Origin of the sequence: Desulfococcus sp. (assembly GCF_041737845.1) — a bacterium.
Lineage (GTDB): Bacteria > Desulfobacterota > Desulfobacteria > Desulfobacterales > Desulfococcaceae > Desulfococcus.
Genome location: NZ_JBGSQX010000102.1, coordinates 21,573 through 38,614 on the forward strand (window position 1 = coordinate 21,573; position 17,042 = coordinate 38,614).

The following is a 17,042-nucleotide window of genomic DNA, read 5'->3' on the forward strand; positions in this document are numbered from 1 at the left end:
ATGCCCGGAGGTTTTTATTAAGATGCGGCATCGTTACTGTGATGGGACGAAATCGGAGCCTCGAAACAGGCCGCGAACGCCGCCGACACAGGGCGCTATAGGCTTTCAGAAAATGGTTTTGGCCGGTCTTCGCTCTGCGAAAACAGGGCGGAGGGCTTCGAAAGCGTTTTCTGAGAGTTTATGACATCCACCATTTACAATGGAAAAACGATTAGGAAAAAACACATGTGCAACCTTGCTATAATCACACAAACATTATGATGCACGGAGGGATAGCATGACGGTAGACAAACAAGCCCCTGGTAGCGGAAGCATTATGGTTGTTGGCGGTGGGATCAGTGGGTTAACTACGGCCCTCGAAGCTGCCGAGGTGGGGTATGAGGTATTCATCATCGAGAAGAACCCATATCTGGGCGGCCGGGTCTCGCAGTTGAACCAGTATTTTCCCAAGCTGTGTCCCCCTACCTGCGGACTTGAGATCAACTTCAGGCGGATCAAGGACAATCCGAACATCAAGGTGTTTACCTTGGCCGAGGTGGAGAAGGTCAACGGAGCACCGGGAAATTATTCGGTCGATGTGAAGCTGAGCCCCCGGTACGTCAACAGCAACTGCACCTGCTGCGGCGAATGCGCGAAGGTCTGCGAGACAGAGGTCCCCAACGACTTCAATTTCGGAATGGACCGGATCAAGGGCGCCTATCTGCCCCACGAGATGGCCTTCCCGTCAAGGTATGTCATCTCTTCGAGAATCATAGGCACCGAAGACGCCAAGAAGGTCAAGGCGGCGTGCAAGTACGACGCGGTCGAGCTGGATATGGAGACGAAGACCGTCTCCCTCAGCGTCGGCTCCCTTGTATGGGCCACCGGCTGGGAGCCCTACGATGCCAACCGGATCGACAACCTGGGGTTCGGCCGGTACCAGAACATCGTCACCAACATGATGATGGAGCGCCTGGCGGCCCCCAACGGTCCCACCCAGGGTAAAATCCTCAGACCCTCCGACGACAAGGCGCCCGAGACCATCGCGTTTGTTCAGTGCGCGGGATCCCGGGACGAAAATCACCTTCCCTATTGTTCGTATATTTGCTGCATGGCTTCCCTGAAGCAGGCGACCTATGTCCGCGCCCTGTATCCCGACGCCAAGATCTACGTCTTTTATATCGATATCCGCTCTCCGGGCCAGCGGTATGAGAAATTCTACCAAATGGTCAAGGCGGATCCAAACGTCGTCTTCATCAAGGGAAAAGTCGCCGAGGTCAGCGAGGATCCGGACACCAAGAATATCACCGTCGTCGCGGAGAATGCCCTTACCGGTGAGAAGATCCGTCAGACCGTCGATATGGTCGTCCTGGCGACCGGCATGCAGCCGACGGCAGCCAACGTCAAACTGCCCGCCGAGTTGAAATTCAATTCAGACGGCTTCATCATCAACGACTTTGAAAAAGGCGGAATGTTTGGCACCGGATGCGCCGCCAAACCCTTTGACGTGACATCGGCCAATCAGCATGCCACCGGCATGGCACTGAAAGCGATTCAAACCCTGGTGAACAGGTAACAGTGATCAGCGAACAGGGATCAGGGATCAGTCCTAACTCATAGATAACTGACAACTGATAACTGACGACTGAACTCAGGAGGATATCCATGGATAAAAAGTACGGTGTATATATCTGCACAGGTTGTGGAATCGGTGAAGCCCTGGATGTTAAAGCGCTATGTGCTGTCCCTGAAGATGAAGGCGTGCCGGTAAAGACCCACCCCTGCTTCTGCGGCAAAGAGGGCGTTGATCTGCTGAAGAAGGAGATCGCCTCCGGGACCAACACCCTGGTCCTGGCGGCATGCTCCCGTCGCGTCAATTTCGATACCTTTCGGTTCGACGGCTGCATCGTCGACCGGGTGAATCTGAGGGAAGGGGTCGTGTGGTCCCACCCCAGAGACAAGTTTCCGGCCCTGACCGAGGAAGAAAAGGAAGACGAATCCAATTTTGACCGCGTCCAGATGATGGCTGAGGATTATATCCGGATGGGCATGATCCGGGTCGAAAAAGTCAAACTGCCCGAACCCTACAAGCAGGAGAACTTCAGCGACCGGATTCTGGTGATCGGCGGGGGCATCACCGGCATCTCCGCCGCCGTCGACGCTGCCAAGGCCGGCTATGAGGTCACCATCGTCGAAAAAGAATCCTACCTCGGCGGATACGCCGCCAAGGTCCGGAAACAGACGCCCATCGGTGACCCCTACGACAGCCTCATCCCGCCCATCCTTCATGGCAAGATCGACGAACTCGAAAAGTTTCCCAAAATTACGGTGAAAACCAACACCGTCGTGGCTCGAATCGCCGGCGAACCGGGCGATTTCACCGTGACCCTCAAGAAACCGGGCGATAAGATCGAATTTGACGTGCCATTTCCCCTTCCCGAAGAGATGAAGATCGATGCGAGCGGAAAGGAACTCGACGCCGAAAAGATCCATGAGCTTTACATGGAATACAACAAGGGCAAGGTGGACATCCTGACCTTTGATCCCAACGGCGAGAAATTCGGCGCCGTGGTTCTGGCCGCCGGATGGCGCCCCTACAAACCCGAAGCCGGGGAGTTCGCCAACCTCGGGTACGGGGATCTGCCCGATGTGGTCACCAATGCGGCCTTCGAGGAAATCGCGGCCGCAGGCCCCATCAAACGCCCATCGGACGGCAAGGCGGCCAAATCGGTCGTCTTCATCCAGAGCCCCGGCGGCGAGGCGGGGGATGCCGATTTTTCCTATGCCGGCGCCGTGACCAGCATGGTATCGCTCAAGCAGGCCAAGTATGTCCGCGAGGATTATGATGACGGAAAGGCCTATATCTTCTATCAGCACATGCGGACCCCCGGCCTCAACGAAAATTTCTACAAAAGCATGCAGCAGGACCCGGGCATCTTCCTCACCAAGGGTGAGGTTACCCAGGTCTCCAAGAACGGCGACGGCATGTTCGTCGATGCCGACAACACCCTCCTGGGCCAGCAGATCCGGGTCAAAGCCGACATGGTCGTTCTGGGGACCGGCATGGTGCCGGCCACGGCCGATGATCCGGTCGTCAACCTCGCCTACCGGCAGGGGCCCGCGTTCCGTGATATCGGTCTTTTCAACGGCTATTCCGACTCCAACTTCATCTGCTTCCCCTATGAAACCCAGCGGACCGGCATTTACGCAGCCGGCGCCGTCCGGCGTAGCATGACGATGGAAGAGTCCATGGAAGACGCCACCGGTGCCGCCCTCAAGGCCATCCAGTGCATCCGGTCCACCAACCGCGGCGTGTCGGTCCATCCCCGCTCCGGCGACATGACCTTCCCGGACTTCTTCTTCCAGAGATGCACCCAGTGCAAGCGCTGCACCGAGGAATGCCCCTTCGGCGCCCTGGACGATGACGCCAAGGGCACGCCCAAGCCCAATCCCGCACGGTGCCGCCGATGCGGAACCTGCATGGGGGCCTGCCCCGAGCGCATCATCGGTTTTGCCGATTACAACATCGACAGCATCGGCTCCATGGTCAAGGCGGTCAAGGTGCCCTCCGAAGACGACTACCCCTCGCCGCCCTTCCGAGTCCTAGGCTTGGTCTGCGAAAACGACGCCCTCCCGGCACTGGATATTGCGGCCCTCAACGGCCTTTCCTACTCCGCCGACGTCCGACTGATTCCGGTGCGCTGCCTCGGTTCCGTCAACGTCATCTGGATCAAGGACGCGCTCTCCCAGGGCATGGACGGGGTTTTCATCATGGGATGCAAACACGGGGATGACTACCAGTGCCATTTTGTCAAAGGCAGCGAACTGGCCCAGATCCGGATGAAGAAGATCGGCGACGCCCTGACAAGCCTGGCCCTCGAAGAGGAGCGGGTCGCCCAGTTCGAGATCGCGATCGATGAATACGACAAGGTTCCGGAGATCATCAACGGCTTCGTGGAATCCATCGAAGCCCTGGGTCCGAACCCCTTCAAGGGTTTCTAAACAGGCAAAAACAGCATGTGAAAAGTTGATGGGGGAAGGGTATTCTTCCATCGGCTTTTCACGCTTACCAGATCAGGAGGAACAAAGATGACGGATAGATATGTGGTGGAGCCCGACGTCGGATTTATCAACGAGGTCATCGGGCTTGGTGGAGAAGACCTCAAAAAGTGTTATCAGTGTGCGACCTGTGCCGTGGCCTGTCCGATTTCGCCGGATAACAGACCCTTCCCCCGCAAGGAGATGATCGCGGCCTCCTGGGGGCTGAAAGACAAACTTGTCGGCAATGCGGATATCTGGCTGTGCCATAACTGCGGCGACTGTTCGACCCTGTGCCCCAGGGGCGCCAAGCCCGGGGATGTTCTGGCCGCCGTCCGGGCCTATGCCATTCAGGAATACGCCCAGCCCAAAAAACTGGCCGAGTTGTTCAGCGATCCCAAGAAACTGCCGGTGCTCCTGGCGATCCCCGCCGTTCTCTTCATTGTCGTCGGCATGATCTTCAATATCCTGGGCTTCAATTTTCTGGATCTCACGCCGGGCGGAGACAAGATCGAACACGCCAAGTTCATCCACACCACACTGGTCGACATCATCATGATCCCGACCTTCTTTGCGTCCATCGGTATCTTTGCCCTGGGGCTCAAGCGGTTTATTGCGGACATCCATCAGGATGCGCTCGCCAGCGGTAAAACCGACATCCGGAAGATCGACCCCAAAGGCTTTGTGGAAGCCCTGATCCAGGTCATCCCCGGGATTTTCAAACACCAGAAATTTTCCGAGTGCGGCGAGAATACCGAGCGGGCCACCTCCCACATGATGGTCCTCTTCGGGTTCCTCGGGCTCTTCATCGTCACGAACATCTTCTTCGTCGTCCTCTACGGCTTCGGCATCCATGGGCCGTATTCGCAGTTCAACCCGGTGAAATGGCTTGCCAACATCGCCGGCGTGGCGCTGATCATCGGCGCGGTATTGATGATCAAAGACCGCCTGGCCAAAAAGGATCAGGCATCCGGCTATAAAGATTGGTTCATCATCGGTTTGGCCCTGGCCCTGGGCGTTACGGGCATGCTGACCCAGATGACCCGTCTGGGCGGCGCCGCCGGCGCCTCTTATCTCATCTATTTCATCCACCTGCTCTGCATCTGGGTGTTCTTCATGTGCCTCCCGTTCTCCAAGTTCGCCCACATCATATACCGGACGGCGGCCATGGCCTATGCGGAATATACCGGAAGAAAATAGCGCACTGCACACGACGGAAACGTCGACGTGGTGAAAAGGGGGAGGCTGCGGCCTCCCTTTTTTATGGAAGAATATGAAGCCGTTGCCATACAGGGATTTCAACACCTGGCTGAGGGAACAATTCGGTGAACGCGTGCAGAAAATCACCGTGGATGCGGGCCTGACCTGCCCCAACCGCGACGGCAGGGCGGGGCGGGGTGGTTGCATCTACTGCAACGCCCGGGGATCGGGGACCGGCGGGCATGCCCGGGGGCTGTCCATCACCCGGCAGATCCGAAACAGCCGCCACGTCATTGCCAGGCGGTACAAGGCCCGGAAGTTTCTCGTCTATTTCCAGTCTTTTTCCAACACCTATGCCCCCTTGGACACGCTTCGCGGGATGTACGACGAGGCCCTTGCGGCCGTCGACGGCATCGTCGGCCTGAGTGTGGGTACACGCCCGGACTGCGTGGACGAGCCCGTGCTGGAACTCCTTCAGGCCTATGCGGAGCATGCCATGATCTGGGTGGAGTACGGCCTCCAGTCCATCCACGACGAGACCCTCCGGCGGATCCATCGGGGACACGATGCCGCCTGCTTCAGACGGGCCGTCGATGCGACCCGGGGGCGGGGGATCCGGATCTGCGCCCATGTCATCCTGGGGCTTCCGGGCGAGACGCGCGGCCACATGATGGAGACGGCCCGGGCGGTGGCGGAGATGGGGATTGACGGCATCAAGCTCCACCTGCTCTACGTGGTGAGGGGCACGGCCCTGGATCGGCTCTATCGGGAGGGGGCGTTTCAATGCCTCTCGCAATCCGAATATGTGGATCGGGTCTGTGAGTTCCTGGAATATCTTCCGAAAGAGATGGTCATTCAGCGCCTGACCGGCGACCCTCATCCGGAGGAGCTTGCGGCGCCCCTGTGGGCGCTGGAACGGACGACCCTGACCCGCATCCGGGAGTCTCTGGCGGAATCCGGCCGCTTCCAGGGGAAGCGGTTTCCGTCCTAATGTTTGAGGATCTTACTGAGGAATGACCGGGTCCGCTCATTCTCCGGCGCGGTGAAGAATGCCGTGGGCGTTCCGGTTTCAATAATCCTGCCGTCATCCATGAAGACCACCTTGCTGGCGACCTCGCGGGCAAACCCCATTTCGTGGGTCACCACGGCCATGGTCATCCCCTCCCCGGCCAGCTTCCGCATGACATCCAAAACCTCGTTGATCATTTCAGGGTCCAGGGCAGACGTGGGCTCGTCAAAGAGCATGATCTTCGGCTGCATGGCCAGCCCCCGGGCAATGGCCACCCGCTGCTGCTGCCCGCCCGAGAGCTGGGAAGGGTAGGCGGTCGCCTTGTCGGGAATGCCCACCTTTTCCAGCAGATCGAGCGCCATGGCCTCGGCCTCTTTTCTGGCCACGTTTTTCACCTTGATGGGGGCGATGGTGACATTTTCCAGGACCGTCATGTGGGGGTAGAGGTTGAACTGCTGAAACACGAACCCGATCTCCGCCCGAAGCCGGGTGATGTCGGTGAGCTTGTCGTGAACCGGCAGGTCGTCCACGATGATCTCGCCGGACTTGATCTTTTCCAGCTTGTTGACGCATCGGATGAGGGTGCTCTTTCCGGACCCGCTGGGACCGCAGATGACCGCGACCTCGCCGGCGTTCACATGAAAATCGATATCCTTGAGCACATGGAGCTTGCCGAACCATTTGTTGACTTTTTTGAACAGGATCATGGTGTTCCTTTTGGGATAATTGTCGACGTCAGGCCAGGGCCGCGGCGACCATGGCCTGGCCCAGGGAGAGTCCGCCGTCATTGGTGGGGACGCGGGAATGGCTGAAGACCGCAAATCCTTCGCGGGTGAGCGCCCGGGTCAGCCCGTCCAGCAGGATGCCGTTCTGGAAGGCGCCCCCGCTCATGACCACCCGGGGCAGTCCGGTGTCGCGCCGGATCTCGCTGCACAACCGGGTGAAGAGGCGGATGAGGGTGTTGTGAAATTTCCGGCTGATGACCGCGGGGGAAACGCCCGAAAGACGGTCCCGGACAGCCCCCATAACGATCGGGGAAACCTGGATCTGCCGGATATCGCCGGAAGACCAGGAAAAGTCGTAATGCCCGGCTTCGGCGGGATCGGCCGCCATTTCAAGGGCCATGGCCGCCTGCCCCTCGAAGGAGACCGTGCGGCGGATGTCCAGAATGGCGGCCATGCCGTCGAAGAGCCGCCCCAGGCTGGAGGTGGGCGGTGCGTTGATGCCCTGCTTTACCATGGCGAGGATGGTCTGCACGCGGGTCTCATCCAGATTTTGGAGCATCGGCAGGCCCAGGTCCCGGAGCCCCTCCCCGAAGGCCCCGTGAAGATAGGCCAGGGCCATCCGCCAGGGCTCCCGCACGGCTGCGTCGCCCCCGGGCATGGGCGTGTAGGCGAGATGGGCGGCCCGCCGGAACGTCCGGTATTCGGCGATCAGGACCTCCCCGCCCCAGACGGCGTCGTCGGTGCCGTAACCCGTCCCGTCGAAGGCCAGCCCGATGACCGGGCCCTCCAGCCCGTTTTCCGCCATGCCCGCCGCAATGTGGGCGTGGTGGTGCTGAACGGCGATTTTTTTCCCCTCCGCCCGCATCCGGGCATATCGCGTGCTGAGGTAGTCGGGGTGGGCGTCATGGGCAACGATCTCGGGGGTGATGTTCAGAATGCGTTCGAGGTGACGGACGGTCACCTCCAGAAAACGATAGGTCTCAAGATTCTCCACGTCGCCGATATGCTGGCTCAAAAAGGCGTGGCTGTCCCGGGTGAGGCATACGGTGTTTTTGAGGCTCGCCCCGCAGGCCAGAACCTGCGGAAGGGGGCGGTGGAGGAAAACCGGCGTCGGGGCATATCCCCGGGAGCGGCGGATGAGCCGGAGGCCGCCCGCGGCGTGCCTCACAATGGCGTCATCGGTTCTCAGGTAGATATCCCTGTCATGGACCAGAAAGGCGTCGGCGATGCCGGAAAGCCGATGCAGGGCCTCCTCGTTGTCGATGGCGATGGGTTCGTCGCTGATGTTTCCGCTCGTCATCACCAGGGCCGTAAACCGGACGGCCCCGGTATCGAACAGAAGGTGATGGATCGGGGTGTAAGGCAGCATGACCCCGAAATACCGGTTTCCCGGCGCGACGCCGGGGGCAAGGCCGCGGCCGGTTCCCTTTTCGATCAGCACGATGGGCCGCCGGGGCGAAGAGAGGGTCTCTGTCTCCTCGGGGCGGATGCGGGCGAACCTCCGGACGGCGTCCAGGTCGGAGGCCATCAGCGCGAAGGGCTTTTCCTCGCGCCGCTTCCGTCCCCGCAGCCGGGCCACGGCTTCCTCGTTTTCGGCATCCACCGAAAGGTGGAACCCCCCCAGCCCCTTGACGGCCAGGATTTTTCCGTCCTTCAGCAGTGCCGCGGCGGCGGCCATGGGATCTTCCACGGCCATGGGGCCTCCCGTGTTGTTTAGAAGCGCGGCCCGGGGGCCGCACACCGGGCAGGCGTTGGGCTGGGCGTGAAAGCGCCGGTTCGCCGGATGGTCGTATTCGGCCCGGCAGTCGGGGCACATGGCGAAAGCGGCCATGGAGGTTTTGGCCCGGTCGTAGGGAATGTCTTCGATGATGGTATACCGGGGGCCGCAGTTGGTGCAGTTGATGAACGGGTATCGATACCGCCGGTCGTCCGGATCGAACATCTCCCGGAGGCAGTCGTCGCACACCGCCGTGTCGGGGGAGATGAGGGTACGGGCGAGGCTGGTCTCGGTGCTGGGAACAATGGAAAAATCCCTGAAGCCGGCGGGCGCCGCCGGCGCTGTCCGGATCTCGGTGATGACCGCCAGGGGCGGAGGCGCCGCTTCGATCTCCCGGCGGAACAGGGCGATGTTTTCGGGCGTTCCCTCCACGTGGATACGGACGCCCGAGGAGGTGTTGGCCACCTCCCCCTTCAGATCGTGCCGGCCGGCAAGCTGATAGACAAAGGGCCGGAACCCGACCCCCTGGACGATGCCGCTGATGTAGAGCCGTTGCGATGCCATGGATATCAGGGCCTGGGAAGGTCCCAGCGGGCCCCGGGCGTACCCTGGGGCGCCTTCTTTGACGGAGGAGGCCCCGTCTCGGGCACGGCCGAATCGAAGGCGTCCAGGACGCCCTTGGCGGCGGCGATGAACCCGCCGACGTCCGAAAGGGTCGAGGGAATGATCATGGTGTTGTTGGTCCGGGCGAGCTTTCCGAATTCCTGGATGTACTGTTCGGCGATCCGCAGGTTCACCGCCTGAAGCCCGCCCTCGGCCTGAATGGCCTGGGCGATCTTTTCAATGCCCCGGGCTGTGGCTTCCGCCACCCGCTCGATCTCCTGGCCGCGCCCTTCGGCCTCGTTGATCCGCTTCTGTTTTTCACCTTCCGATTCCGCGATCATGGCCTGCCGCCGCCCTTCGGCCCGGTTGATCTCCGCCTGCCGTTTTCCCTCGGACTCGGCGATTTCGGCCCGCTTGTCCCGTTCGGCCTTCATCTGCTTCTCCATGGCCTCGATAATGCTCTGGGGCGGCGCGATGTCCTTGATTTCATACCGGGTCACCTTCACGCCCCACGGGTCGCTGGCTTCGTCCACCGCCTCCACCACCCTCCGGTTGATGACATCCCGCGCCTCGAAGGTGTCGTCGAGATCAAAGGTGCCGAAGACGCTCCGCATGGTGGTCTGGGCGATCTGCATGACGGCGTACTTGTAGTTTTCGATGCCGTAGCACGATTTCTGGGCATCCACCACCTGGAGGTAGAGGATGCCGTCCACCCCGATGGAGACGTTGTCCTTGGTGATGCAGACCTGCTGCGGCACGTCCACCGCCTCCTCTTTCTGGGAGCGTTTGTAGGCGATCCGGTCGAGAAAAGGGATCAGAATGTGGAATCCGGCTTCGAGGGTGCGGCTGTATTTTCCGAGGCGTTCAATGATGAAGGCCGAACGCTGCGGGACGATGCGGACGGTTTTGAAAAATACGACGATGACGACAAGGGCGATTCCCGACATGATAAAGGTGAATGTGTTCATTTTCTCATGCTCTCCTGTTCCGGGATGGACTCGACAAAAAGAAGGATGCTCTCCCTGGCGACGATCGATACGCTGCGGCCGGTTTCCAGCCATTCGTCGGAAGTGGTTTCGGCCTTCCAGGCGGCGCCCTTGAAGGTCACCCGGCCGGGCCGGCCCCGTCGCATGGGCTCCAGAACGACAGCGGTTCTGCCGATGAACTCGTCGATATCCGGGCCGCTGTCCGCGGGGGGATTGAATCGCTTGCGGAGCAGCACGAGGGCCCCGATGGAAACGACGGTGAAAACGGTGATCTGCTGGGCTGTACTGATTTCGCTGCCCAGGCAGAGCAGCGCCACGACCCAGGCGCCGGCGCCGAAGAAAACGATGATCACCCCGGGGGCGAAAAACTCGGCGATCACACAGAACAGTCCAATGAGAAACCAGATAATGACGGGGTCCTTGAGGATATCCATCTCGCCGCCTCCGGTCTCAAACGGACGAATCCGGGAGGGGCGGTTCATCTCCGCCGATGATGGCCGCCGCCTCGCGGAGCAGCCGGAGGGATTCCATGGCGTCCGCTTCATCAATGATATGGAGGGCGAACCCGGCATGGACGATGACGTAATCTCCGATCTTGGGGCTTTCCAGCATCAGAATACTGCATTCCCGCCGGACCCCGTCCACATCGATAACGGCCATGTCGCCGTTGATTTCAACAATCAGGGAAGGAATTGCAAGGCACATGTCAATCCATTGGTAAGAGGTTGGTTCATATCGTGGAACGCGCTTCAGCCATAAGTATATATTGTGGTTCCGATTGTCAATCATGCGGATCAATGACGCTGCGGCCGCCACAGGCCGATCGCGGTGCGATACCGCCGGGTCAGCAGGGCGGCGGCGGCGAGGAGACGCCGGGATTCCCGGGTGGACCTGAGGGAACAGGCCCGTTTGGCGTGGAGGAACATCCGGCTGAAATCCCCGGACCGGAACGCGCAGCGCGCATCTTCCGCATGGCGGGCGGCCTGCTCTTCCACGGCGGTCAACACAGAGAGGTCGGTTTTGCAGCGGCGGCACACCGTTCGTTCGCGGACGTCGGCGTTGCAGGCGGGGCAGCGATCCATGTCTACTCCACGTAGAAGAGGAGGTCTTCCAGTTCGTCGGCCAAAGCCTTCACGGCATCCGTATCCGCTTCAGCCGCCCTGGCCCGGAGCTCTTTCATGAGCTTCGCGATCTCCTCCCGGTCCTCCTCGTGGGCAGCGGGCAATTTGGCCTCCGCCCGCTTCAGGAGGACCGAGAGGGCCTCCGGCAGGCCGGGGTCGGTGTTCCGGTCCGCCGGTTTTTCCGTTTCAGCCAAGGCCGGCCCGTCCGGATCATCCCACATCTCCGCAAGCCGATTTCTGGATTCCGAGAGCGTTTCCTCGGAATATTGCGAAAAGGCATTTTCGATGACGGCCTGGATCTTCCTGCCGGTGTGCTTCTCCACCGCCTCGAGCTTCAGGATGCCGTTCAGGTCGAGGCTGTAGTTGAGCAGGATGACGCTTCCGGCGGGCGCCCGGGTCAGGTCGAACATGTAGGTGCCGATCCGGATGTTGTCGAGGGCGTGGGGCTTCTCTCCCTGGTAAACCTTGATTTCGGCTGCTTTCTGATTGTCCTGTACGGTGGAGAAGGCCTCCGTTCTGGCGGTCGGGAGCTTGGTGTTCCGGCGGATGATGGGGACGAACATGTCCAGGGTGGGGATCCCGTCCACCTCCCCGATGGCCGATGTGCCAAAGGTATAGGGCGTGATGTCCAGCAGGATGCCGGTGTTTTTCAGCCCCATCTCCCTCCCCGCCTGGATGGCCGCCCCCACGGCCACGCACAGGTCCGGATCGATGCCGCTGTGGGGGATCCGGCCGAATTTGGTCGCGAGCATCCCGGAGACCGCAGGGATCCTCGTGGAGCCGCCGACAAGGATGATTTTGTCGATGTGGGAGGCCAGCAGGTCGGCATCCCTCAGGGCCTGGCTGACCGATTCCATGGTCCTCGACAGATCGTCGTCGATCAGCTCCTGGAATTGATCCCGGGAGAGTTCGTAGGAGAGGTGGGCCGGCCGTCCGTCCTTTGTGCCGATGTGGTCTTCCTCGATCATGGCGAAGGGTTCGCTGGAGAGGAGGATCTTGGCCGCCTCGGCCGCCCGCCTCAGGCGGGCCATGGCGGCGCGGTCATGGGTTACGTCGATGTCCAGCGCCGATTCACATTCTTCAAGCAGGAGTTCCACGATCTTCTGGTCGAAGTCGTCGCCGCCCAGATGGTTGTCCCCGGTGCTGGACAGGACCTCGACGATGCCCGCCTCGATCTTGACGATGGAGACGTCGAAGGTCCCGCCGCCCAGATCGAAGACGAGGACGCGCCGGGTTTCCGACTGGTTGCTCTCGTAGGCCAGCGCCGCCGCGGTGGGCTCGTTGATGATCCGGATCACCTCCAGCCCGGCGATTTCTCCCGCTTCCCGGGTCGCGTGGCGCTGGGCGTCGGTGAAATACGCCGGGACCGTGATCACCGCTTTGGATACGGTGCGGCCGAGGACCTTTTCCGCCCTGGATTTGAGGGCTTTCAGGATGAATGCGGAGATTTCCTGGGGCCGGTAGACGCCGTCTCCCATGGCAATCTTCTCGTCCCGGCCCATGAGCCGTTTGACGGAAAGAACGGTTCGATCGGGTGCGATCACCGCCTGGTTTTTGGCCTCGGCGCCGACGATGATTTTCCCGTCTTCGGTAAGCCCCACGCAGGAGGGGAGGATGCCGTCGTCGCCATCCTTCAGCACCTCGGCGCGATCATTGATGATATATGCAATCTCGGAATTGGTGGTCCCGAGATCGATGCCCACGATGGGTTCCATGAATCCTGTCTCCTTATGGGGTGAGGGGGGTGGATCTACTCATTGACAATGACTTCCGCCGTTCGGATGACCTCGCCGCCCCGGACAAAACCGCACAGGGTCTCCACCGCCACTTGCCCCTTTTCCATATCGGGCCGGCGGCAGGTCTCAACCGCCCGCATGGTCGCCGGGTCAAAGGGTTTTCCCGCGGCATTCACCGGATGGATGCCGACGGCAAAGAGCGCCCGGTCAAAGCGGCGGAGCGCCATGTCGTAGCCTTCGATGACGCTCTCCATCTCCCTGGGCGGTTTTCTGAAAAATCCCCGTTTGCCTGCGATGTCGCGCGAGGCCTGGCGGCCGCGGATCAGGGCGTCCCGGATATCGAGAAAGGGGCGCACGGTCTGCTTTTCGGCTTCCCGCCGGACAGCTTCCGCGACCTGGCGGCGCATCTCTTCGACGGAGGCCCTGAGTTCCCGGGAAAGGCCCTCCACGGCCTGGATGGCCTGAAGGGCGCCGCCCCGCATGCCGTCGACATCCCGTACGGCGGCGCGGATGTCTGCGGAGAGCGCTTCCAGTGCGCCCATGGTCCGGTGCTGTTCGCGGTTCTGCATGCGGATTTCCTGGCGCAGGGCCGAAAACTCCGAGAGAAGGGTGTACAGGTCGCATGCCTCCACCTCGGTGTCGGAAGCCGCCGGCGGGGTGTCCGGGAGGTCCGCCAGCCAGCTCTCGAAATTGTCCAGGGCCTCCCGCTTCCAGTTCTCCCGAGGGTCCGCCGGCCCGCTGCCTCCCTCAGGAGGGGCATCCGGGAGCGGGGGCGCGTCATCTGCCGCCTCGGTCTTTTCCGTGCTCCGGCCGGCCCACTTCAACAGGGTATGTCTTATTTTTTCGAGCATCGTTTTTCCATCTCGAAGAGTTCCCTGAGGCCCGCCCGCCTGCGCCGGACTTCAACGGCATCCGCCAGCAGGGTCAGCCTTCCGGCGAAATCGCCGGTGTCGGGCATATCTCCGAACAGGGTGGTTTCGATTCGCTTTCGGCGATTCCGGAGGGCCTCATAGGCTTCGGTAATCTGCTGAAAACGGACGGGAGCGGTTTCCGGCGGGTATTGTTTCACGAGTTCCAGATACCGGCTGCGGATTTCCGCATCGGCAGCGTTGTCGGAGATCCCTAACACCAGGTGGGGGATCCGCATGGGTTACCTCCTCTTCCGGGGTGTCTTGCCGGGGGATGTGCCGTAGATGAAGAGCCTGGCCTCGCGGCTCATGCCGCTCACCGCCTTCAGGGACGGGTCCAGCCGCCGGGCCAGTTGATCGAAAAATCCCTTTATTCCAGGGGCCTGCAAAAACTCGCTCCGCACCATCCGGATGATCCGGTCGGGTTCGCCCCGAAGATCGAGGCTGTCGATCAAGCGCTCGAACATATCGACGACCGGCTCTGGATCCAATGCGATATTTTCCAGAAATCCCGAAAGCGACGCCGGGTCCAGCGGCGGATGGCTACCGGGGTCGAGGAATTCATCATCATCATCATCATCATCCAAAAATGAGAAGAAATCGTCGTCATCCTCATCCGCTAACGGCAAAAACGGGTGCTCCCCGGGCTTGGGACCGAAATAAAAATGGGCCAGGGCCTGGCGGAGATTCCCCGTGGCATGGCGGGACAGCCGGCGGGCGATGGCCCGCAGCGCCTCCCTCAAAGGGAGTTCCCGGGCCTCATCCAGCACCTCGTGGAAAAGATCGTAGGAGTATACCTCTCCCGACATATGTCGGACGGCTGCCAGGTAAAAATTCAGGATGACCTTTTCCCTCGCGCCGGCGCGTTTGAGCCGGACCCGGATGTCTTTTATGATGGGGGTGAGGGTCTCCCGGGCCATGATGAGATCGTAGGTTGCCGTGATCTCCTCGTCCGTGATGGCGCCGAGGAGGTTTTTGTCCTGTTTCAGCAGGAGCGGGGCCGGGTTCAGGACGCTGAAGACCTCGGCATAATCCTTTCCCAGGGGAGAAAGAAGGCGGGCGATATCCGCGGAGGGCAGTTTTTTTGCCTGACCCAAATTTTCTTTCAAGCGACGGATCAGGAATTTGAGGATCGGTTTTTTTTGAGAAAAATCTTGGTATTCGAGGTCCGGAATGAGAAACGACAGCATCCGCAGCCGGTCCACGAGGGGCAGAGCCTTGAGTTCCCCGTCGAGAAAGGCGACAAAATCGAATACATCGTCGAAAAGCCGCATCTGTGGGCCGCCGGTTTCCAGGACGGCCCGGGGCGCCCGGGGGTCCATGAGCGTGACCTGCGTCCGCTTGGCGGTGACATAGGGGGCCGCTCCCTTGCTGGGCAGCATCCCGGCCCGCTCGATGTCCGGGGACGCCAGGTGGAATTTGCCGCGCCGGATGTTCTTCTCCGCGGCAATGAGGAGGGAGACCGCATGCCTGTCGACCACCCGGGTGTCATGGGGCGCTCGTCGCATGGCCTCCCTCAGCACGCTCTCGGCTTTCCGGAACGCGTGGTTTTCGTAGTATACCGACGCTAGCGTAAGACAGGGGAATGGGTCATCCGGGAAGCCTTCCATCATGGCCAGGAACGCGCTTTCCACCTTTTTCCGGTCTTCTCTGGAGCGGCGGGGCAATTCCCCGAGAAGCAGGTACCCATCTCGGTTTTCGGGATCCAGGACCAGGGCCTTGACCGCCATTTCAATGGGGATGTCGGCCGACGGCCGATGGCCCAGACCCAGAACATCCATGCAGCGGGCCGGGATCTCGTCGAGCGGGGTGCCCTCCCACCACCCGAGCTTATGGCGCTGCCGGACGATATGGAGGAGGACGTTCGCATGGGCGATGTTTCGTTCCGCCGCGTCGGGGAAATCCGCCGCCAGGTGGCGCGTGAGATACCTTCCGGCATCCGCCGGGGAGGCCTCCAGGGTCATCATCATTCGGAGATGCAGGCTTTCGGCCCGGGGTTCCGGCAGGAGGGTCGACGCCATCCGCAGATAGGCGTTCGGGGGGATCTTCTGGGCGAAGACCGCCCCCCCGGCGGCCTGGAGGAGGAGGGCGCGGAGGGGCGCCGGGTTCTCCGGGCACGCGGATTGGGCCATCCTGCCCACGGCTTTGGCGCTTTCCCCGATATTCCCGCGATCGAGGCTGTGAATCAGGTCCTGGAGGTCCACCTTGCGGAGCAGGGAGCCTTCCCACAGCTCCGGGAGGGATGCGGCGGCGTCCATCCGGGTTTCCGGCCCCCCGGTGGACGAAAGCGCATCCCTCAGCCGGGCCGTCACCCCGGAGAGCGGGAAATGGTCGGGAATCATGGAAAGGGCCTTGACGGCGTCGGTGTCGTCTCCGGCGTAAAAGGACGTCATGGCGCGGCAGAGCAGCCGGACCGGCGCAAAAGAGGATTTCCGGGGCAGGGGGCGAAGGCCCTCCAGGGCGTCTTCCCAGGCGCCTTCATCCATCAGGGCGACGGCCTCCCGGACAATGTCGGCTTCCCGGGCCAGGGGAACGGCGGAATCCAATCGGTCGGCAAGCGCCCACTGCCGATGCCGGAAGAGATGGCCTGCCAGCAGGCTCTCCGCTTCCGGAACGCGCCGTCGGTAGCGGACGTACCGGCTGTAGGTATCAAAGGCGCCCGTCCCGGAACAGAGGGAGACAAAGGCCAGCAGGTCTGCTTCGGCAAGCCAGGAGACATCCTCCGCCATCAGGCCCGCCTGCTCCGCCGCGGCCTCGGCTTCCGGGGCCTGCCCTTGCCGCTGGAGCTGGCCCGCATGGGAGAGGAGTGCCTGGAACAGGCGCTGCTTCAGTTCCGGCGTGAGCCCATGCTTCTTGACGGCGAACCGGAGCATGTCAACGGCGGCCTTGGGCGCCCCGTTCCGGAGGGAGGCTTCCGCCGCCTGAGTCAACTGGGCCCGGGTGAGGTCGTGGATCTGCTGCGGGGCCGGCTTTTTTGCTTTTTTTTTGTTTTTTGCCATGAGGGATGCTGCCAAAAATGG

At 61.4% G+C, this 17,042-nt stretch carries 14 protein-coding genes; 4 read left to right on the plus strand and 10 right to left on the minus strand.

The genetic code is table 11. From position 1 onward, the window contains the following. The first annotated feature begins 277 nt into the window (after positions 1 to 277). The 4 genes from ACEW8N_RS11700 (at position 278) to ACEW8N_RS11715 (ending at position 6,208) form a co-directional block, all read left to right on the plus strand. The gene (locus ACEW8N_RS11700) at positions 278 to 1,555 is read left to right on the plus strand and encodes a CoB--CoM heterodisulfide reductase iron-sulfur subunit A family protein (protein ID WP_373500006.1); all 1,278 of its coding nucleotides are present in this window, start codon (positions 278 to 280) and stop codon (positions 1,553 to 1,555) included. An 89-nt stretch (positions 1,556 to 1,644) separates the two neighbouring features. Beyond that, positions 1,645 to 3,981, plus strand: a complete 2,337-nt coding sequence (locus ACEW8N_RS11705) for an FAD-dependent oxidoreductase (protein ID WP_373500007.1) — start codon at positions 1,645 to 1,647, stop codon at positions 3,979 to 3,981. An 87-nt stretch (positions 3,982 to 4,068) separates the two neighbouring features. Continuing rightward, positions 4,069 to 5,217 carry a quinone-interacting membrane-bound oxidoreductase complex subunit QmoC gene (qmoC, locus tag ACEW8N_RS11710; RefSeq protein ID WP_373500008.1) on the plus strand — a complete coding sequence of 383 codons (1,149 nt, stop codon included), beginning with the start codon at positions 4,069 to 4,071 and terminating at the stop codon, positions 5,215 to 5,217. A gap of 73 nt (positions 5,218 to 5,290) precedes the next feature. Next, positions 5,291 to 6,208, plus strand: coding sequence for a TIGR01212 family radical SAM protein (locus ACEW8N_RS11715; protein ID WP_373500009.1), 918 nt, complete (start codon positions 5,291 to 5,293; stop codon positions 6,206 to 6,208). Here ACEW8N_RS11715 and ACEW8N_RS11720 read toward each other — a convergent pair. The 10 genes from ACEW8N_RS11720 to ACEW8N_RS11765 form a co-directional block, all read right to left on the minus strand. Then, positions 6,205 to 6,933, minus strand: a complete 729-nt coding sequence (locus tag ACEW8N_RS11720; RefSeq protein ID WP_373500010.1) for an amino acid ABC transporter ATP-binding protein — start codon at positions 6,931 to 6,933, stop codon at positions 6,205 to 6,207. The genes ACEW8N_RS11715 and ACEW8N_RS11720 overlap by 4 nt on opposite strands. 28 nt (positions 6,934 to 6,961) lie before the next feature. Beyond that, positions 6,962 to 9,232: a carbamoyltransferase HypF gene (gene hypF, locus ACEW8N_RS11725; RefSeq protein ID WP_373500011.1), complete on the minus strand. Its 2,271-nt coding sequence runs from the start codon at positions 9,230 to 9,232 to the stop codon at positions 6,962 to 6,964. 5 nt (positions 9,233 to 9,237) lie between these two features. Then, complete coding sequence (locus ACEW8N_RS11730; RefSeq protein ID WP_373500012.1) at positions 9,238 to 10,239, minus strand: SPFH domain-containing protein; 1,002 nt, start codon at positions 10,237 to 10,239, stop codon at positions 9,238 to 9,240. Next, entirely contained in the window at positions 10,236 to 10,691 is a 456-nt protein-coding gene (locus ACEW8N_RS11735) for an NfeD family protein (RefSeq protein ID WP_373500013.1), read from the minus strand. The genes ACEW8N_RS11730 and ACEW8N_RS11735 overlap by 4 nt, the downstream gene beginning before the upstream one ends. Positions 10,692 to 10,707: 16 nt before the next feature. Continuing rightward, complete coding sequence (locus ACEW8N_RS11740; RefSeq protein WP_373500014.1) at positions 10,708 to 10,962, minus strand: HypC/HybG/HupF family hydrogenase formation chaperone; 255 nt, start codon at positions 10,960 to 10,962, stop codon at positions 10,708 to 10,710. An 89-nt stretch (positions 10,963 to 11,051) separates the two neighbouring features. Next, positions 11,052 to 11,339 (minus strand): hypothetical protein, encoded by a 288-nt coding sequence (locus ACEW8N_RS11745; protein ID WP_373500015.1) that lies wholly within the window; start codon positions 11,337 to 11,339, stop codon positions 11,052 to 11,054. Positions 11,340 to 11,341: 2 nt separating this feature from the next. Further along, positions 11,342 to 13,093, minus strand: coding sequence for an Hsp70 family protein (locus ACEW8N_RS11750; protein WP_373500016.1), 1,752 nt, complete (start codon positions 13,091 to 13,093; stop codon positions 11,342 to 11,344). Between the two features lie 35 nt (positions 13,094 to 13,128). Next, positions 13,129 to 13,965, minus strand: a complete 837-nt coding sequence (locus tag ACEW8N_RS11755; protein WP_373500017.1) for a nucleotide exchange factor GrpE — start codon at positions 13,963 to 13,965, stop codon at positions 13,129 to 13,131. Then, positions 13,950 to 14,261 (minus strand): J domain-containing protein, encoded by a 312-nt coding sequence (locus ACEW8N_RS11760; RefSeq protein WP_373500018.1) that lies wholly within the window; start codon positions 14,259 to 14,261, stop codon positions 13,950 to 13,952. The genes ACEW8N_RS11755 and ACEW8N_RS11760 overlap by 16 nt, the downstream gene beginning before the upstream one ends. Before the next feature lie 3 nt (positions 14,262 to 14,264). Continuing rightward, entirely contained in the window at positions 14,265 to 17,021 is a 2,757-nt protein-coding gene (locus tag ACEW8N_RS11765) for a tetratricopeptide repeat protein (protein WP_373500019.1), read from the minus strand. Positions 17,022 to 17,042: the final 21 nt, after the last annotated feature.